This is a genomic window from Caballeronia sp. NK8 (assembly GCF_018408855.1).
Taxonomy (GTDB): domain Bacteria; phylum Pseudomonadota; class Gammaproteobacteria; order Burkholderiales; family Burkholderiaceae; genus Caballeronia.
Genome location: NZ_AP024322.1, coordinates 1,948,817 through 1,966,507 on the forward strand (window position 1 = coordinate 1,948,817; position 17,691 = coordinate 1,966,507).

The 17,691-nt window shown below is 65.3% G+C and carries 17 protein-coding genes; 8 read left to right on the forward strand and 9 right to left on the reverse strand.

Translation table 11 applies throughout. The annotated features are described in order from the left end of the window. Positions 1-11: 11 nt before the first annotated feature. The 5 genes from NK8_RS09315 to NK8_RS09335 all read left to right on the forward strand — a co-directional run bounded on the left by NK8_RS09315 (position 12) and on the right by NK8_RS09335 (position 3,815). A complete protein-coding gene (locus NK8_RS09315) occupies positions 12-1,043 on the forward strand; it encodes a glycosyltransferase family 1 protein (protein ID WP_162065946.1) in 1,032 nt (343 codons plus the stop codon). Further along, positions 1,040-1,606 carry a diacylglycerol kinase gene (locus NK8_RS09320; RefSeq protein ID WP_213226143.1) on the forward strand — a complete coding sequence of 189 codons (567 nt, stop codon included), beginning with the start codon at positions 1,040-1,042 and terminating at the stop codon, positions 1,604-1,606. The genes NK8_RS09315 and NK8_RS09320 overlap by 4 nt, the downstream gene beginning before the upstream one ends. 144 nt (positions 1,607-1,750) lie before the next feature. Beyond that, on the forward strand, positions 1,751-2,473 hold the full coding sequence (locus NK8_RS09325; RefSeq protein WP_162065948.1) for a TetR/AcrR family transcriptional regulator: 723 nt from the start codon (positions 1,751-1,753) through the stop codon (positions 2,471-2,473). Continuing rightward, on the forward strand, positions 2,474-3,058 hold the full coding sequence (locus NK8_RS09330; protein WP_162065949.1) for a TIGR00730 family Rossman fold protein: 585 nt from the start codon (positions 2,474-2,476) through the stop codon (positions 3,056-3,058). Between the two features lie 10 nt (positions 3,059-3,068). Next, a complete protein-coding gene (locus tag NK8_RS09335; RefSeq protein ID WP_162065950.1) occupies positions 3,069-3,815 on the forward strand; it encodes an SDR family oxidoreductase in 747 nt (248 codons plus the stop codon). 17 nt (positions 3,816-3,832) lie between these two features. Here the strand turns inward: NK8_RS09335 and NK8_RS09340 are convergent, their stop codons facing one another. From NK8_RS09340 to sugE, 6 genes are all read right to left on the reverse strand, one after another. Continuing rightward, positions 3,833-4,411 (reverse strand): DUF924 family protein, encoded by a 579-nt coding sequence (locus NK8_RS09340; RefSeq protein WP_213226144.1) that lies wholly within the window; start codon positions 4,409-4,411, stop codon positions 3,833-3,835. A gap of 2 nt (positions 4,412-4,413) precedes the next feature. Further along, positions 4,414-5,145, reverse strand: a complete 732-nt coding sequence (locus tag NK8_RS09345; protein WP_213226145.1) for an alanyl-tRNA editing protein — start codon at positions 5,143-5,145, stop codon at positions 4,414-4,416. Between the two features lie 94 nt (positions 5,146-5,239). Further along, positions 5,240-5,662 (reverse strand): group II truncated hemoglobin, encoded by a 423-nt coding sequence (locus NK8_RS09350; RefSeq protein ID WP_162065953.1) that lies wholly within the window; start codon positions 5,660-5,662, stop codon positions 5,240-5,242. Between the two features lie 15 nt (positions 5,663-5,677). After that, on the reverse strand, positions 5,678-8,269 hold the full coding sequence (locus NK8_RS09355) for an ABC transporter permease (protein WP_213226146.1): 2,592 nt from the start codon (positions 8,267-8,269) through the stop codon (positions 5,678-5,680). Further along, positions 8,266-8,895, reverse strand: a complete 630-nt coding sequence (locus NK8_RS09360; RefSeq protein ID WP_162065955.1) for a DUF4126 domain-containing protein — start codon at positions 8,893-8,895, stop codon at positions 8,266-8,268. Before NK8_RS09360 ends, NK8_RS09355 begins: the two co-directional genes overlap by 4 nt. Before the next feature lie 271 nt (positions 8,896-9,166). After that, positions 9,167-9,487, reverse strand: coding sequence for a quaternary ammonium compound efflux SMR transporter SugE (gene sugE / locus NK8_RS09365; protein ID WP_213226147.1), 321 nt, complete (start codon positions 9,485-9,487; stop codon positions 9,167-9,169). Positions 9,488-9,741: 254 nt separating this feature from the next. On the opposite strand from sugE, the gene NK8_RS09370 reads away from it, so the two are divergent. After that, the gene (locus tag NK8_RS09370) at positions 9,742-11,199 is read left to right on the forward strand and encodes a cytochrome ubiquinol oxidase subunit I (protein WP_162065957.1); all 1,458 of its coding nucleotides are present in this window, start codon (positions 9,742-9,744) and stop codon (positions 11,197-11,199) included. Positions 11,200-11,219: 20 nt separating this feature from the next. Further along, positions 11,220-12,224, forward strand: a complete 1,005-nt coding sequence (gene cydB, locus NK8_RS09375; RefSeq protein ID WP_162065958.1) for a cytochrome d ubiquinol oxidase subunit II — start codon at positions 11,220-11,222, stop codon at positions 12,222-12,224. A gap of 627 nt (positions 12,225-12,851) precedes the next feature. Here cydB and NK8_RS09380 read toward each other — a convergent pair. From NK8_RS09380 to NK8_RS09390, 3 genes are read right to left on the reverse strand one after another with little or no spacing between them, the layout of a single operon-like run. Further along, positions 12,852-13,334, reverse strand: coding sequence for a hypothetical protein (locus NK8_RS09380; RefSeq protein WP_213226148.1), 483 nt, complete (start codon positions 13,332-13,334; stop codon positions 12,852-12,854). A 30-nt stretch (positions 13,335-13,364) separates the two neighbouring features. Further along, a complete protein-coding gene (locus NK8_RS09385; protein ID WP_162065960.1) occupies positions 13,365-13,928 on the reverse strand; it encodes a peroxiredoxin in 564 nt (187 codons plus the stop codon). Positions 13,929-13,953: 25 nt separating this feature from the next. Further along, positions 13,954-15,255: an EAL and HDOD domain-containing protein gene (locus tag NK8_RS09390; RefSeq protein WP_213226149.1), complete on the reverse strand. Its 1,302-nt coding sequence runs from the start codon at positions 15,253-15,255 to the stop codon at positions 13,954-13,956. Between the two features lie 449 nt (positions 15,256-15,704). On the opposite strand from NK8_RS09390, the gene NK8_RS09395 reads away from it, so the two are divergent. Continuing rightward, entirely contained in the window at positions 15,705-17,588 is a 1,884-nt protein-coding gene (locus NK8_RS09395) for a bifunctional diguanylate cyclase/phosphodiesterase (protein ID WP_162065962.1), read from the forward strand. Positions 17,589-17,691 lie beyond the last annotated feature (103 nt).

Below are 17,691 nucleotides of genomic sequence, written 5' to 3' on the forward strand. Positions count from 1 at the left end.
GGCCAAAGCCGATGAAAATCATGATCGTTACCGACGCATGGGAGCCGCAGGTCAACGGCGTCGTGCGTACGCTCACGCAAACCACGAAGGAGCTCACCGCGCTCGGACATCGCGTGGAGTTGCTCACGCCGCTCGAATTCAGGACGATCCCTTGCCCGACCTATCCGGAGATTCGCCTGTCGCTGATGCCGGGCCGGCGCGTCGCCGAGCGTATCGACGCATTCGCGCCGGATGCGTTGCACATCGCCACCGAAGGGCCGCTCGGGCTCGCCGCGCGCTCGTATGCGCTGCGCCACAAGCTGCCCTTCACGACCGCGTATCACACGCGCTTTCCCGAGTACGTGAACGCGCGCTTCGGCATTCCGCTCGCGATGACGTATCGCTTCCTGCACTGGTTCCACAAGAACTCGCAGGCGGTGATGGCGCCGACGCCCGTCGTCAAAAGCGATCTTGAACGCTACGGCTTCACCAACGTCGTGCTGTGGACGCGCGGCGTCGATCTCGACATCTTCCATCCGATGGAGTCGAAGGTGCTCAACACCGCCCGGCCGATTTTTCTGTATGTCGGGCGCGTGGCGGTCGAGAAGAACGTCGAGGCATTTCTGAAGCTCGATCTGCCCGGCTCGAAGTGGGTCGCGGGCGAAGGTCCGGCGCTCGCGGAACTGAAGTCGCGCTACACGAACGTCAACTATCTCGGCGTGCTGTCGCAGCCGGAACTGGCGAAGGTCTATGCGGCGGCGGACGTCTTCGTGTTCCCCAGCCGCACCGATACCTTCGGCCTGGTTCTGCTCGAAGCGATGGCTTGCGGCACGCCGGTCGCGGCGTACCCGGTGACGGGCCCGATCGATGTGCTCGGCGCGAACGGCCCGGGCGCGCTTCACGACGATCTGCGCGAAGCCTGCCTGCACGCGCTGAAGATCGAGCGCGCGGACGCCCGCGCATGGGCCGAACGTTTCTCGTGGCGCGCCGCATCGGAGCAATTCGCGTCGCACTTGCGGCAGTTCGGTCCGCGCGCCGCGAGTTCCGACCGGGCGGCCGCATGACGCGACGCGCCGTCGCGCAGGAACGAGCCGAAGCGAATCCGCGCGCCGGAGCGCCCGCGGCGGCTCGCGCGCGCGATCCCTTCGACGACGACCCCGAAGACATCGACGAAACACCTGCTCAACCGGCCGAGCCGCTCGGCCCGGACGATCTGCCCTTCAACCCCTACAAGGGCAACCGCGGCTTCACCCGCGCCTGGCACGCGATGAAGAATTCGCTCTACGGCTTTCGCGTCGCGATTCGCGAGGAAAGCGCGTTCCGTCAGGAGCTGACGCTCGCGGCGATCCTGTTGCCGTGCGGCCTCATCGTGCCGGTCGCGCCGGTCGAGCGCGCGGCGCTGATCGCGTCGGTGCTGCTGGTGCTCATCGTCGAATTGCTCAATTCGAGCGTCGAGGCAGCCATCGACCGCATTTCGCTCGAACGTCACGAACTGTCGAAGCGGGCGAAGGATTTCGGCAGCGCCGCGGTCATGGTCGCGCTCGGCGTGTGCGTCATCACGTGGGGCTTGATTTTGTGGCCGCTGGCATCGCCGCTTGCATCCGTCTGGCTCGCGCGTATCTTATAAACGAGAACGGCCGCGCGCAAAGCCCGCAGCCGTGCCGCCGAACGACCGGTTTATAATCGTCCGACATTCTCAAAAATAGCAACTGACGCGGCCGCGCGAGCGCTCATCCCGAGCCCCCGCTGCCCGATGCCAAGGTCGGACGACATGGAAGCCAAACCACCCCGCCGCACCCGCGAACGGATACTCGAGCTGTCGCTGAAGTTGTTCAACGATATCGGCGAGCCTAACGTCACCACGACGACGATCGCCGAAGAGATGGAAATCAGTCCAGGTAACCTGTACTACCATTTCCGCAACAAAGACGACATCATCAACAGCATCTTCGCGCAGTTCGAGCAGCAGATTCAGAAGCGTCTGCGCTTTCCGGACGATCATCGCCCGACGATCGACGAGATGTGGTCGTATCTGCAATACATGGCGGATTTCCTCTGGACTTACCGCTTCCTGTATCGCGACCTGAACGACCTGCTCGCGCGCAACCGCACGCTCGAAACGCACTTCAAGCAGATCATCACGCACAAGGTGCATTTCGCGAGCCAGTTGTGCGAGGCGCTCGTGGCCGATCAGGAAATGGTCGCGACGCCCGACGAGATCAAGGTGATCGCGACGAACATCGGCGTGATCGCCACGTACTGGCTTTCGTACCAGTACGTGATGAATCCGCGCAAGTACAACGATCAGGAAGCGATCCGCGCGGAGCTGCATCAGGCGAGCCTGCACATCATCTCGATCATGGCGCCGTATCTGCGCGGGCGTTCGCGTCAACTGTTCGACGACCTCGTTTCAGGTAAGCTGCCGAAGCGCGAATATGCGGACTTTTTGCCGCCGCGCGACGATGCAAAGACCGAAACAAAGGATTCCAGATAAATGAAGGCAGTGTGTGTCTATTGCGGCTCCTCCAACGGAGCCCGCCCCGTCTATGCGGAAGCGGCCAAGGCGTTCGGCCGCGCGCTGGTTCAGAACAACCTCTCGCTGGTCTACGGCGGCGGCCGCGTCGGCCTGATGGGACTGATCGCCGATGAAGTGCTCGCCGCCGGCGGGCGCGCGGTCGGCGTGATTCCCGAATTGCTGCTCGCGAAGGAAGTCGGCCATACCGATCTCACCGAACTGCACGTCGTACCCGACATGCACGAACGCAAAAAGAAGATGGCCGATCTCTCCGATGCGTTCGTCGCGATGCCGGGCGGCGTCGGCACGTTCGAGGAGTTTTTCGAGGTGTACACGTGGGCGCAGCTCGGCTATCACCAGAAGCCGGTCGGTCTGCTCGACGTGAACGGCTACTTCGATCCGCTTCTGGCGATGCTGCGGCATACCGTCGAAGAAGGCTTCATGCGCGAGCCGTATCTGGATCTCATCCAGGTCGCAGCCGAACCCGCCGAGATGATCGACAAACTCGCGCGCTACGTTCCGCCCGCAAACGACAAGTGGTCCGAAAAACGCAACGCCGTCTGAGGAACAGCGCATGTCCAAAGTCATCCTGATTACCGGTGCAAGCCGCGGCATCGGCCGCTCGGCTGCGGTGCTCGCGGGCGCGCGCGGCTGGTCCGTCGGCGTGAACTATGCGTCGAACGCAGCCGCCGCCGATGAAACCGTCGCGGCGGTCGAGGCTGCCGGCGGCAAGGCCATCGCCATTCACGGCGACGTGAGCGACGAAGCCGCGATCATCGCGATGTTCGACGCGACCGAGCAAGCCTTCGGCAAGCTCGATGGCGTCGTGAACAACGCGGGCATCGTCGCGCCCGGCTCCAGGCTCGCGGATATGGACATCGCGCGCATGAAGCGAATCTTCGACATCAATGTGCTCGGCGCGTATCTGTGCGCGCGCGAGGCGGCGCGGCGCATGTCGACTTCGCGCGGCGGCAAGGGTGGGTCGCTGGTGAACGTGTCGTCGGCGGCGGCGCGGCTGGGCGGTCCCGGCGAATATGTCGACTACGCGGGGTCCAAGGGCGCGATCGATACCTTGACCATCGGGCTGTCGAAGGAACTCGGGCCCGAAGGCGTGCGCGTGAACGCGATTCGCCCCGGACTCATCGATACCGACATCCACGCGAGCGGCGGCAAGCCGGATCGCGCGCACGTGCTCGGCGTGCAGACGCCGATCGGACGCGCGGGCACGGCTGATGAAGTCGGCGAGTCGATCGTGTGGCTGCTGTCGGATGCGTCGTCGTATGTGTCGGGGGCGATTCTGGATGTGGCGGGCGGACGGTAGCGTTCGGGACGGCGGGCTCAAAACCCGCCGTGCTTCGCCAGCCACGCTTCCTCATCGGCCAGCATCTCCCGCCCCAGAATCCGGTTGCGATGCGGAAAGCGCCCGAAGCGTTCGATGACCTCCGCGTGCTCCAGCGCCGATTCGTAGAAACTCGAAATACCCGTCTCGTCTTTCAGTTTTCCGAAGAGTCGCAACGACTCCCGCTGGCTTTCGGGCGCTTCATCATGCTCGAACGGCATATAGGCGAACGCGCGATGATACGCGCTCGGGAGACGTATATCGTCGCCCCGCTCCACCAGCGTCTTCGCCAGCGCCAGCGCGCGGCCATCGCCCGCAAACGCGCGCGGCGTGTTCCGATAACAATTGCGCGATAGTTGATCGAGCAGCACGATCAGCGCGAGCGCGCCGAGCGGCGTGCGCTCCCAATCCTGCAAACCGCCCGCGTGCGCCGCTTCGAGCAACGCGCCGAAGCTTTCGGCAAGCAGCGAATCGAAAGCGCGTTTCTTGCGCCACCACAATTTGCGATCCGCTCCGAACTCCGCAGAACCCGGCTCGCCGAACCAGAGATCGAGCACGGCCTGCGCGCGCGGGTCCATGCTCAGACCAGTTCCAGCACGAGCCGCCGCGTGCGCGCGCTCTTCTTCTCCAGCTTCGCGATGCGCAGCGCGCCGATCTCGCCGGTGTTGCGCACATGTGTGCCGCCGCACGGCTGCAGATCCACGTTCTCGATGCGCAACAGGCGCACGCGGCCGAGGCCCATCGGCGGTTTCACGCTCATCGTGCGGACGAGTTCGGGGCGCGCGGCCATTTCGTCGTCGGTGATCCATTCGGTCTGCACGTCGTGCGCGCCGCCGATCAATGCGTTCAGCTTCGCTTCGACGGCTTCGCGTTCGATCGGTTCGACCGTCGCCAGATCGAGGCGCGCGTAATCGGTGGTGATGCTGCAGCCGTCGACCGGAAACGGCAGCACGGCGCAGATCAGATGGCTCGCTGTATGCAGCCGCATATGCCGATACCGCCGCGCCCAGTCGATCTCCGCGCTCACCGTGTCGCCAACCGCGAGTTTCGCCAGCGCGTCGTCCTGACCCGGCGCGGGCACATGCACCGCGTCATCCGGCGTCGCGCCTTCGAACTTCGCCTTGCGCGTATCGGCGATCGCGATGACCGTGCCGTCCGCCAGCGTCAACGTGCCCGCGTCGGCGGCCTGGCCGCCGCCGAGCGGATAGAACACGGTCTGATCGAGGTGAATGCCCTGCTCGTCGATTGCGGTGACGGTCGCGTCGCAACGCGTCAGATAGGCGTCCTCGCGAAAGAGTGCGCGTGTGCTCATGTCGGTGATTCCTTGTGTTGCGGGGAGTTGAGACGATTCCTCGACGATGATGCACCACGCGCGTCATGCGTGAACCGATACAAAACCCAGTGTTTCAACCGGGACGGTTGCGCATCCAGTCGGCGGTGTCGAAGAAGGATGTCAGAAGACGCTCGCGCACGGATTCTTCGATGCCGACGTCTTCCATCGCCCAGGCCATGCAGCGCAGCCATTGATCGCGCTCGGTCGACGCGATCGCGAACGGCAGATGCCGCGCCCGCAAACGCGGATGCCCGAAGCGGCTGATGTAATGATCCGGGCCGCCCATCCAGCCGCACAGGAACCAGAACGTCTTGTCGCGCGAATTGTCGAGCGTCGGCGGATGCAGCGCGCGGATGCCCGCGAATTCGGGCTCGAGATCCATCAGGTCGTAGAAACGATCGACCATCGCGCGCAGGCGTTCCTCGCCGCCGATCAGTTCGAAGGCGGTCGGCTTCTGGGCTTCGTCGTCGGAAGGAGATTGATTTGCTTCGGTCATGGCTCAAACAAAAAATTACGCATCGCGCAGGGATTGCAGAGCCGGGCGCGCCAGCACGCGCCGCAGGCTCAGCCAGCCGCTCAAGGCCGCGCACGCGATACCCGCCACGATGCCCGTGGGCAAGAGCCACGGATTGAAATCGATATGAAACTCGAACACGCGCGCCGCGAGCACGTAGCCGATGCCCTGCGCGCCGAGCGCCGCCATCAGGCCCGAGAGCGCGCCCACGGCGACGAACTCCGCCACCTGCACCGCGCGCACCTGCTTGTGCGACGCACCGAGCGCGCGCAGCAGCGCGGACTCGCGCACGCGTTCGTCGCGCGTGCCGGCGAGCGCCGCGTACAGCACGAGCACGCCCGCCGCGAGCGTGAAGAGGAACAGGAACTGCACCGCGCCGATCACCTGCGCGAGCGTGCGATGGATCTGCGCGAGAATCGGCGCGATATCGATGGCCGTCACGTTCGGATAACGCGCGACGAGGCCGTCGATCACGCGCTCCTCCTGCGTCGGCAGATGAAAGCTCGTGATGAAGGTCGCCGGCAGGTCCGCGAGCGCCTCGGGCGGCAGCAGCACGAAGAAGTTGACCTTGAACGAGTTCCAGTCGACCTTGCGGATACTCGTCACGGGCGCTTCGACCGGCAGACCGGCGACGTCGAAACGCAGCGTATCGCCCATCTTTACGCGAATCGTCTTCGCGATGCCCTCCTCGATCGACACCTGCGGCTTCGCGTCCTTGCCGAACCACGCGCCTTGCGTCACGCGATTGTCGCCGGGCAGCTCGGTCGTGTAGGAGAGGTTGAATTCGCGATCGACGAGGCGTTTCGCGTCGGCTTTGTCGTAGTCGTCCGGATTCACCGGCTTGTTGTTGATGGCGATCAGACGCGCGCGCACCATCGGCGAGAGCGCGGCGGCGGGTTGGCCGTGCGTGTGCAGATAGTCGAGCACGCCTGGGCGCTGATCCGGCTGTATGTCGATGAGAAACTGATTCGGCGCATCGGGCGGCGTCGCGTCGCGCCAGCCCTTGATGAGATCGTTGCGCGTCATGCCGATGAGCAGCAGGCACATCAGCCCAATGCCGAGCGCGGTGATCTGCAGCGCGCTCGATCCGCTGCGCCGCTCCAGCGACGCGAGCGCATAACGCCAGCCGACGCCCGCGCGGCTCTTTTCGCGCCGCACGAAGCGCGCCGCCGCCCACAGCGCCGCGCGCGCGATCGCGCCGAACACGAGCAGGCCCGCCGCGAAACCGCCCGCGACGATGCCGCCGAGCTTCAGCTCGCCCGCCGCGAGGATCAGCAGCGCCGCGAACAGCAGCACGCCGACGCCATACGCCGCATGCGCGACGCGCTGCGCATCGCCCAGTTCGCGGCGAATCACGTGCACCGGCGGCACGCGCGTGATCGGCAAGAGCGGCGGCAATGCGAAGCCGAGCAGCAGCACGAGACCCATCGCGATGCCTTGCAGCGCAGGCCAGACGCTCGGCTGCGGCAACTCGACATCGACGAGCGAGCCGAGCCAGTTCAGCAGCACCAGATGGCCGCCGAAACCGAGCACGACGCCCACCGCGCTGCCGATCAGACCGATCGCGAGGAATTCATTCAGAAACAGCGCGCGCAGCGTGCGCTGGCTGACGCCGAGACAACGCATTGCGGCGCAGCCGTCGAGATGCCGCCGCGCGAAGCGATGCGCGGCCATCGCGACCGCGACCGCCGCGAGCAGCGCGGTCAGGAGCGACACGAGCGTGAGGAAATGGCCCGCGCGGTCGATCGTCTGACGCACTTGCGGCTGGCCATCGGACAGCGACTCCAGCGCGACGCCGCGCAGCTTGCCGCCATCGGCTTTCTCCCGCGCGAACTTCGCGAACTGCTCGACCTGAGGGTCGGGACCGGCGACGAGCAATCGATACGTCACGCGGCTGCCGTAACCGATCAGGCCGGTGCCCGCGATCTCGTCGGCGCGCATCAGCAGGCGCGGCGAGAAGTTGACGAACGAGAAACCGCGATCCAGCTCGCGCGTGATGACGGCCGCAACCGTGAACGTGCGCGTGCCGACCTTCACGGTGCCGCCGACCTGCGTCTTGAGCGCGTCGAGCAAGGCGGGATCGACCCAGACCGTGCCGGGCGCGGGGATGCCGTGCGCGGGGGCATCGGCGGCATCGATGCCCGGCGCGATGCGCAGCGCGCCGCGCAACGGATAGCCCGGCGTCACGCCCTTGATCGCCGCGAGCCGCGAGGCCGGCTGCGCGGACGTCGAGCTGATCATGCTGGGGAAGATGGTCGTGTTCGCCGTGTCGAGCCCGAGCGACTTCGCCTCGCTCGCGAACATCGGATCGACGGGGTGATCGGCGCGCACGATGAAATCGGCGGCGATCATCTGACGCCCGTCGCGCGCGAGCCCCTGACGCATACGATCGGAGAGAAAGCCGACGCTCGACAGCGCGGCCACCGCCAGCACCAGCGCGAGCAGCAGCATCGTGAGTTCGCCCGCGCGCCAGTCGCGCGCGGTCATGCGCCATGCCTGGCGCACCGTCTGCGTGAATCCGAGTTTGATGGTCGGGTGCGAATGCCCTGCCTTGCGTGCAGCCTGATCGTTCCTGAATGCAGTGCTCAATCGTGCTTGCTCCGCAATCGGTTCATGCGCGCGTAAGTGCTCGGCAGCATGTGCTTGGCCATGCGCGACACGCCGCCGTGCACGCCGCGCGCGAGCCGCGGCAGCGCCCAGCCCGCGAGCACGAGAAACACCAGCACGAGCACGAGAAACAGCAGCGGCACGAACAGCGCGAGCGTGATGCCGGCGAGCGCGCCGACATCCTCGGTCGCCGACGCCGCCCAGTTCGACACAGGTTCCGGCGACAGATTGATGAGCGCGCGCGTGCCCGCCTTCGCGAAGTGCGATGCGCCGGCGAGCGTGCCGCCCGCGAGCGCGGCGATGGTGAGCATGGCGGGATCGGCGTGGCCGAGCGAGCCGGCAGCGAGCACGGCGCCCGCCGGAATACGGATGAAGGTGTGGACCGCGTCCCACAGGGAATCGACGGCGGGAATCTTGTCGGCGAGAAATTCGACGACCGCGAGCACCGCCGCGACGCCGATCACCCACGGCGAGCCGAGCACCGCGAGCGAATCCGGCAGATGGACGACGCCCATGCGCTGGAACATGCCGGCGATGAAGACGGTAAGGTACAGGCGCAGCCCGCTAGCCCATGACAGGCCCGCAGCGAGCGAAAGTGACTCAAGCATTGCCGCCTCCCTTATTGCGCCAGCTGCCGGATTTCGCCGCTTGCGGACGATTCACCGGATGAAAAGAGCGGTCTTTCCGGAAAATGCCGAGAAAAGCCGCCCACATCCATGAAGATACATCGAAAACCGCTGAATATAGGAATCGGACGAAAGACCGAATGACCTCAGACCATTATATCCACGCCAATACGTGCGGTGCAGCAACGGTTTCAGCGAATGCCGATTCCGGCGTGCCGGGTGCGGGACGGTGGCGCGGGCGCAACGGACGCTTTCAGTGGCCCGACGAGATCTTCAGTCCGACGAGGCCCGCGACGATCAGCAACGCGCTGAAAATCCGCGCCGCCGACAGCGCCTCGCCCATGAACACGATGCCGAACACGAACGCGCCGACCGCGCCGATGCCCGTCCACACGGCGTAGGCCGTGCCGAGCGGCAACTGGCGCATGGCCATCGCGAGCAGCACGAAACTGCCGATCGCGGTGATCAGCGTGAAGATCGACGGACCGAGCCGTGTGAAGCCTTCGGAGGATTTGAGACCGGCGGCCCATGCGACTTCCAGCACACCGGCGATGAAGAGAAGAATCCAGGACATCGGGCGACTCCCTGTGAAAATGGGGCCGTCCCCGATGAAACGAGGCGCATGCGGTCGTCCGCACGGCCTATGACTAGAGGCGAAATTGTATCAAATTGGTGCATCGACGTCCTGCGGGTGCGGCGTCTCGTCACGCGGCGCGTGGCCGCGTTCCTGAAAACCGTGTATTAAGGAAGAAAAAGGAAGATCAGCGTCCGCGCGCGGCGCATCCCTTCGACATATCCGCTGCAAAAAGCCTGAACCAAGGAGCGTTCATGGATGTCGATTCGGTCCTGCTCTCCCGTTTCCAGTTCGCGTGGGTCGTCGCGTTCCACATTCTGCTGCCGGCTTTCACGGTCGGCCTGTCGTGCTACATCGCGACGCTCGAGTTCAACTGGTGGATCACCAAACGCGACGTCTACCGCCGCCTGTCTGCGTTCTGGCTGAAAATTTTCGCGGTGTCGTTCGGCATGGGCGTGGTGTCGGGCATCGTCATGCCCTTTCAGTTCGGCACCAACTGGAGCCGCTTCTCCGATGCCACCGCGAACGTCGTCGGCCCGTTGATGGGCTACGAAGTGCTGACCGCGTTCTTCCTCGAATCGGCGTTTCTCGGCGTGCTGCTGTTCGGGCGCAAGCTCGTGCCGCAGTGGGCGCACGTGATGTCCGCGATTTTCGTCGCGGCGGGCACGGTGATTTCGTCGTTCTGGATTCTCGCCGTCAATAGCTGGATGCAGACGCCGCAGGGGCATCGCATGCTGCCCGACGGCCGCTTCGAAGTGGTGAGCTTCTTCGACGTGATCTTCACGCCGTCGTTTCCCTACCGGCTCGGACACACGGTGAGCGCGTTTCTCGTGACGGCGGGCTTCGTCATTCTCGGCATCGGCGCGATGTATTTGCGCGAGCGGCGCGCGCTCGAGGAAAGCCGCGTGATGGTCAAGATGTCGCTGATCTTTCTGATCATCATGGTGCCAGTGCAGATGGTGATCGGCGACGCGCACGGCCTCAACACGCTCAAGCATCAGCCCGCCAAGCTCGCGGCGATGGAAGGCCTGTGGGAATCCGGCACGCGCATCCCGGCCAATCTCTTTTCCATTCCCGATCAGGATGAAGAGCGCAACCACTTCGAGATATCGATTCCGGTGCTCGGCAGCCTGTATCTGACGCACGATCCGAACGGCTTCGTGCGCGGACTGAAGGACTTTCCGCGCGAGGACCGGCCGCCGGTGGCGGTCGTGTTCTTCGCGTTCCACATCATGGTCGGCATTGCGCTTCTGATGTTCGCGCTCGTGCTGTGGGGCATCGTGCAGTTCGCGCGCGGCAGGATCGAGACGAGCACGCGCTGGCTGCGCGCGGCCACCTGGGCGATGCCGCTCGGCTTCATCGCCGTGATCGCCGGCTGGACCACCACCGAAGCCGGCCGCCAGCCGTGGACCGTCTACGGCATCCTGCGCACCAAGGATTCGGTGACGCCCTCGCTCACCGCCACCGATGTCGGCCTGTCGTGGCTGCTCTACGTGCTCGCGTATCTCGTCATCTTCGGCGCGGGTTTCTTTCTGCTGCGGCGGCTGGTGCGCGTCGGGCCGGCCGAAGTCGCGCACGCGCACGAGAAGGAAGAACTCGACACCAGATCCCGCGCGGCGCGCCCGCTCTCGGCGGTATCGGCGGCGCCAGGCGGCGCGGCGCGATCCGTGAACGGGGACGATATCGTGCCCCCCGGGCGCGGGCGCCCTTAACGTCGACGACGGAGAACGCGATGCTCGATCTCGTGCCGCTGTGGGCCGCCATTCTCGCGCTGGCGGTGTTCATGTATGTGCTGCTCGACGGCTTCGATCTCGGCGTCGGCATGATGTTCCTGCTGCGCCGCGACCCCGACTCGCGCAACCTGATGATCAACTCTGTCGCGCCGGTCTGGGACTTCAACGAGACCTGGCTCATCCTCGGCGGCGGCGGCCTCTTCGCGGTCTTTCCGCTCGCGTTCGCGATCATCGTGCCGGCGGTCTACTTCCCGATTCTCTTCATGCTGCTCGGGCTGATCTTTCGCGGCGTGGCGTTCGAGTTTCGCGAGGTGATCGGCGCGCGCAAGTGGCTGTGGGACGCCGCGTTCGGCTGCGGCTCGCTCGTCGCGACGTTCTCGCAGGGCATCGTGCTCGGCATGTTCATCCAGGGCTTTCCGATCGAAGGCCGCGTCTATGTGGGCACGAGCTGGAACTGGGTCGCGCCGTTTCCGCTGCTGGTCGGCGTGGGGCTGATTTTCGGCTACGCGCTGCAGGGTACGACGTGGCTCGTGCTCAAGACCGAAGGCGAACTGCAGCAATGGAGCCGAACCATGGCGCGTTATGCGCTGCTTGGCGTGATCGCGTTCATTCTGCTCATCAGCCTGTGGACGCCGCTCAAGGATGCGCGCATCGCGGCGCGCTGGTTCGGCTTTCCGCAGAGCTTTCTGTTCGCGCCGGTGCCCGTTCTGACCGTGCTGCTCGCGTGGACGCTATGGTCGAGCCTCGCGAAAGGCCGCGAAGTGTTGCCGTTCCTGTGTTCGATCGGACTGTTCTTTCTTGCGTTCACGGGGCTCGTGATCAGCCTGTGGCCGTTTATCGCGCCGCCATCGGTGACGCTGTGGGACGCGTCGGCCGCGCCGCTGTCGCATCAGTTTCTGTTGATCGGGACGATGTTTCTCTTGCCCGTGCTCGTGATCTACGTGATCTGGTCGTATTGGGTGTTTCGCGGCAAAGTGCGTGGGGATATTGGGTATCACGCGTGAGAGCGATCAGGCTTTCGCCGGATCCCGTGATCGTGTTGGTCTATTGGCGTTGCCCCTGTGCGGGGCGGCAGTCACTTTCTTTGCTGCTGCAAAGAAAGTAACCAAAGAAACAGCTTGAGACGCCCGCGGTCATACGCAATTTGGGTGTTCTTCTCGTTGTTCGTGGCCTCTGTAGCGAGTGCCCTCGTAGGCCTGACCGGGCTTGGACCGCGCACGGTCTGACAAGCTAGTTGGTTGAGCGCGCTGGTCAGCACGAAATAGCTTCGGCACAGCGCTGCGCGCTGCCGTTGGGTAGGCAAGGGAAACCGACGAGAAAAGAGAAGCGCAGAAGCACACGCAGACCCGATTGACCCGTCGGCCGCGCAGCGGGCCGGAGCCATTTCGTGCTGAACCAGCCACGCACGTGGTGCGATGTGGCAGACCGTGCGCGGTCCAAGCCCGGTTATGCCTACGAGGGCACTCGCTACAGACGCCACGAGCGAGGAGAAGAACACCCAAATTGCGTGTGACCGCGGGCGTCTCGAGCTGCTTTCTTTGGTTACTTTCTTTGCAGCAGCAAAGAAAGTGACTGCCGCCCCGCACAGGGGCAACGCCAATAGACCAACACGCTAACGGGATCCGGCGAAGTCAGAGCTTCTGCTGAGTAGCAAGCGACAGAATCCGCGCCCACTTGTGGGCTTCTCCACGATCACGCATCGGCAGCTTCCATTCCCCGTGCTTCGCATCCTGCACATCGAGCACGACCTGCCACGCGCCATCCGCCGCAGCCGGCTCCTGCATCCGCGCCCCGCGCAAGTCCGCGAAAATATAGCTGCCGCGCTCCTCGCCGACGCGCACATCGCACAGACGCTTACCCGCCGCGACCCGCACGCCGCCCCAGTCGGTCCTGAGCTCGTGGGTCCAGTCACCGTTCTCGCCACGCCGCAGGTTCGGCGCAATCTCACGACGGCTCGCAAGCCAGCGCATCACGCCAGCGGCGATCGCGAGCAGCGCCACGATCGCCGCGCCCACCGCCACGCCCAGGCCGAAATGCGCGTGCAGCGCGTTGAACGACCACACCGCGCCGTAAATCAGCAACGCCAGAAAGACAAATGCGATGACGATGGGCATGGCCGCCTCAGCCGATCGAAGAAGCGCGCATCACTGCGCCTTGTGCTTCGCGTTCCAGTCGCGCAGCGCCTGCAGCGTGTTCGCGACGTGCTGGTCCGGCGACAGACTCGTGTACTCGTAGATGACCTTGCCGTCCGGCGCGATCACGTAGGACACGCGATTGGCCATCGTGCTCTTCATCGGCATGGAGGCGTCGTAGGAACGGATGATCTTCGAGTCCTGATCCGCCGCGACCGGGAACTTGCTGCGGCACTCGCTCACGGAGAACTTCTTCAGCGTATCGATGTTGTCGTGCGACACACCGATGACCGTCGCGCCCTCGGCCTTGTACTGATCGACCGCTTCGGCGAATTCGTGCGCCTCGATCGTGCAGCCCTTCGTGAACGCCGCCGGATAGAAGTACAGGACCACGGGGCCTTTCTTCAACGCATCCGCGAGCGAGTAGTCGTACACGTTGCCGCCGAGCGACGCCTGCGCGGTGAACTCGGGCGCGGCATCGCCGGGCTTGAGCGTCGCGCCCGCCGTGAGCGGAAGGATCGCCGCCGCGATCGCCAGCACGCCACCCGCCGTAAAGCTCGAAATCCTGCTCTTCATGCCCGCTCCTTTTCGATGACTCCGTTCAATGCGCGTCGTCCACGCCCTGATCCATGCGATGCTGGGCGAACCACGCCGCCGCTTCGAACTGCAATTTCGCCAGCACGGCGGGCGTCAGCACGTCGAGCGACGGCTGCGCGTGACGGCTCGCGTCGATGGCCGGCGCATCGCCCCGCTCCGCCGCCCGCGCGATGCCGAGCAGCGCGCCGAGCGGCCCGTCGCCCGTGAGGATCGCCGCGCGGATTTCCGCCGTCAGATGCAGCTTATCGAGAATTTCCGCCGGCTGCATGTCGAGCACGACATGCACGAGCGAGAAGATGCCGGTCATGAACGCGGCATCGGAGAAGGCTTCGTCGGCCGGACGCAGCGTTTCGGCCGCAAGCTCCAGAAAGCGCGCGCGCGTACCGACTAGCTGCAGCAGCGGGTCCGAACGCCACGGCAGGCCGCTGCCGTCCGCGTAGAGCAGCAGTTGCGCCCAGCGCATCAACTGGCGCGTGCCGGTCGCCGCGATCGCCTCGCGCAGCGACGATACGCGCCGACCGCGCGTCTGCGCGCTCGAATTGGCGAGGCGCATCAGCTGCACGACGATATCCGGATTGCGCTTGAGCTCCGCCTCCAGCTCGCGCATGCCCGGTTCGCCGGCCAGCACGGCCATCAGGCGCAGCAGCGAGCCGCGCGCCGGACTCGCGCGCCGCGCCGACAGCACCTGCGGCCGCGCGAAGAAATAGCCCTGAAAAAGATCGAAGCCGAGGTCCTTCGCCTTGGCAAAATCGGCGGTGGTTTCGACTTTTTCGGCCACGAGCAGCTTGCCGCGCCGCTTCACCGCCGCCGCGAGCGCCGGCAGATGATCGTGGTCCGCCGCGAGAAAGTCGATCTTGACGATGTCCACCGAGGGGAGCGCTGCGAGCAGCGCATCATCGAGGCGCACGACGTCGTCGAGCGCGAAGCGAAAGCCCGCGTTGCGCAGCTGCGCGCAGCGTTTGAAAAGCGCCTCGTCGAAGGTGATGTTCTCCAGCAGCTCCAGCACGAAACGCTCGGGCTGCATGATGTGAACGATATCGTCGAACAGGAGCTCGCGGCTCATGTTCACGTAGCCCGGATGCGGCCCGAGCACGGCCGGCACGCCGATCTCTCCCACCGTGCGCGCGACGACATGCGCGGTCGCCTGCACGTCGTCGTGGATGCGCGCGCGATTGTCGGGGCTGTCGCGAAACAGCAGCTCGTAGGCGACGAGCGCGCCGTCGCCGTCGAGGATCGGCTGACGCCCGACGTAGACGCTCGGTCCGCGCTTTGCCTGCGCCGCGCGCTTCATGGACGAGTCGGGCATGACGGGAACCGGTCGGAGACGCGCCGCGGCGCGTCCTGGCGATGCATATAGGCCGGCTCTAGGGCCCTGGCTGTGGCGCAGGCCGGCAACGTAATGGATTCGATCATGGGGCGAACGAGTCTGACGGAATCGGAAGGTCGAGGGGCGGCGAATGCATCGTTCGGCAAAGGCGTGGACCGTTCCGCTGAAAACGCGCCACTGTAACCGAATTCTCCAGCCGACATCATACGCATCTCCTATCGACAATTCCTCGACAACGGTATTCCTGTGATGGATCCGTTGTAACCCGGATGCCCGGTTAAAGAATTCGCCCCATACGCCGATAACTCGCCTGATAGAGCGTGCCGCGACCGTTTCGGCACGTCCCGGCCGGAGCCCGCAAGCAGCGAGTTCCGCGCGCCGCCGTTTGCCCGACCCGGCGAGCGCCGCCGTCAGAACCCTACGAGACCATGCAAGCGAATCGGATCAACGTCTCCCGCCGCGCACCGTGGCGCATCGCGCTCGATGCGCTCGCGCGCGCATGGGGACGCGCCGCACGCGAGCCTCAAGAGCGCGCGCTCGACGCGCGTCCCGACGCCGCCGACGCGCCTTCCGCGCCCTCGACTCCGCCCGACGCGCCCGCGCCGCAAGCGCCCGTTCGCGCCGGTGTGCCCGAAGCCATGCTCGGCGCGGTCGACTTTCTTGCCCAGCTCGACGACGCGCTGCGCTTTCAGTATGTATCCGATGCGAGCATCGAGTTCATCGGCTATCACCGTGATTATCTGAGCATGCTGACGCTGCACGATCTCGTGGCGTCGGAGGAAGCCGACGAACTGCACGCGCTCGTCGCCCGGGCGCGCGCGAGCGGCAAGCTCGAATCGGCGACGCTGACCGTCGTGAAGTCGCTGACCTATCCGATCTGCGTCGAGCTGCGGCTCGTGTCGACCGCCGCGCGAGGCACGCCCGGCTTCGCGCTCGCCGCCTTCGACGTGATGCACTGGCGCGAGCGCGAAGCGTCGCTCACGCATACGCTCAATCACGACGCGCTCACCGGCCTCGACAATCTCGTCTCGCTCAAGGACGCGATCGGCGCCGCGCAGGCCGAAGCCGAACTCACGCGCACGCACGCGGGGCTGGTGCTGCTCGACATCGACGATTATCAGCGCATCAACCGCGCGCTCGGCTACGACGCCGGCGACGAACTGCTGCGCGAAACCGCGCGCCGCATCCAGCACACGGCGGGGCACGGCGAGCGCGTCGCGCGCGTGGCCGGCGACGAGTTCGCGGTGCTGCTGCCCGCCGGCAGCACGCCGGAACTCGCCGAGAGTCTCGGGCGGCGGCTCCTGACTGCGATCGCCCAGCCGTACCGGCATCGCGGGCAGCATACGCATCTGTCCGCGAGCGTGGGCGTCGCGCTCTATCCGGACCAGTCCGGCAAGAGCGCGAAGAGCGGCGCGCAGACGAGCCTCCTGCGCATGGCCGATCACGCGCTCGCGCAGGCGAAGGAAGCGGGCGGCAACGCGCTCGTCTTCCATACCATCGACGACAACCCCGCCGACGCCGAGCGTCTGAAGCTCGAAGCGGATCTCTATGAGGCCGTGCGCAACGGCGAGTTCTCGCTGTTCTTCCAGCCGATCACGAAAATCCGCACGGGCGCGGTGGTCGGCGTGGAAGCGCTGATGCGCTGGAACCATCCGGTGCACGGTCTGGTGCCGCCGTCGACCTTCATTCCGCTCGCGGAGTCGATCGGCCTCATCAACTATCTGGGCAACTGGGTGCTGAAGGCGGCGTGCATGCAGATCACGCAGTGGGACGCGATAGGCATCCGGCTCGATTACATCTCGGTCAACGTGTCGCCGCAGCAGTTCCGCGACAAGCGCTTCACCGCGGCGGTCAAGGAAGCGCTCGCGCTGACCGGTATCGACGCGCGGCGGCTCGTGTTCGAGATCACCGAAAGCCTGCTGATGCACGATCCGGAGGAAGCCACGCGCCTGCTCGAAGCGCTGACGTCGATCGGCATCCGCTTCGCCGTCGACGATTTCGGCACCGGCTATTCGAGCCTCGCTTATTTACAACGTTTTCCGCTGTCGAAGCTCAAGATCGACCGCAGCTTTGTCGAGAACCTGATTACGTCCCGCAACAACCGTGCGATCGTGAGCGCGGTCGTCGGGCTCGCGCAGTCGCTCGGGCTGGAGCTGGTCGCTGAAGGCGTCGAAACCGAGGCACAGCGCGACTTGCTCGCCGATCTCGGCTGCGATCACATTCAGGGCTGGCTCATCAGCCACGCATTGCCTTCGGACGAGCTGGCGCGCTCGTTCCAGTCGAACTCGCTCGTGCTGCACGAGACAACATGAGCGGATGATGGTTTGTGTTCGTATTATGTTCGTGTTCTGATCGAGGAACGCGCCGTAACTCCCTAATAACGTGTACATTTCGTTGGCGGGGTGGATTGAATTT

Excerpts from the sequence above, each read along its gene's own strand:
- NK8_RS09315 (WP_162065946.1), top strand. The coding sequence starts at position 12 with ATGAAAATCATGATCGTTACCGACGCATGGGAGCCGCAGGTCAACGGC.
- NK8_RS09320 (WP_213226143.1), top strand. The coding sequence starts at position 1,040 with ATGACGCGACGCGCCGTCGCGCAGGAACGAGCCGAAGCGAATCCGCGC.
- NK8_RS09325 (WP_162065948.1), top strand. The coding sequence starts at position 1,751 with ATGGAAGCCAAACCACCCCGCCGCACCCGCGAACGGATACTCGAGCTG.
- NK8_RS09330 (WP_162065949.1), top strand. The coding sequence starts at position 2,474 with ATGAAGGCAGTGTGTGTCTATTGCGGCTCCTCCAACGGAGCCCGCCCC.
- NK8_RS09335 (WP_162065950.1), top strand. The coding sequence starts at position 3,069 with ATGTCCAAAGTCATCCTGATTACCGGTGCAAGCCGCGGCATCGGCCGC.
- NK8_RS09340 (WP_213226144.1), bottom strand. The coding sequence starts at position 4,411 with ATGGACCCGCGCGCGCAGGCCGTGCTCGATCTCTGGTTCGGCGAGCCG.
- NK8_RS09345 (WP_213226145.1), bottom strand. The coding sequence starts at position 5,145 with ATGAGCACACGCGCACTCTTTCGCGAGGACGCCTATCTGACGCGTTGC.
- NK8_RS09350 (WP_162065953.1), bottom strand. The coding sequence starts at position 5,662 with ATGACCGAAGCAAATCAATCTCCTTCCGACGACGAAGCCCAGAAGCCG.
- NK8_RS09360 (WP_162065955.1), bottom strand. The coding sequence starts at position 8,895 with ATGCTTGAGTCACTTTCGCTCGCTGCGGGCCTGTCATGGGCTAGCGGG.
- sugE (WP_213226147.1), bottom strand. The coding sequence starts at position 9,487 with ATGTCCTGGATTCTTCTCTTCATCGCCGGTGTGCTGGAAGTCGCATGG.
- NK8_RS09370 (WP_162065957.1), top strand. The coding sequence starts at position 9,742 with ATGGATGTCGATTCGGTCCTGCTCTCCCGTTTCCAGTTCGCGTGGGTC.
- cydB (WP_162065958.1), top strand. The coding sequence starts at position 11,220 with ATGCTCGATCTCGTGCCGCTGTGGGCCGCCATTCTCGCGCTGGCGGTG.
- NK8_RS09380 (WP_213226148.1), bottom strand. The coding sequence starts at position 13,334 with ATGCCCATCGTCATCGCATTTGTCTTTCTGGCGTTGCTGATTTACGGC.
- NK8_RS09385 (WP_162065960.1), bottom strand. The coding sequence starts at position 13,928 with ATGAAGAGCAGGATTTCGAGCTTTACGGCGGGTGGCGTGCTGGCGATC.
- NK8_RS09390 (WP_213226149.1), bottom strand. The coding sequence starts at position 15,255 with ATGCCCGACTCGTCCATGAAGCGCGCGGCGCAGGCAAAGCGCGGACCG.
- NK8_RS09395 (WP_162065962.1), top strand. The coding sequence starts at position 15,705 with ATGCAAGCGAATCGGATCAACGTCTCCCGCCGCGCACCGTGGCGCATC.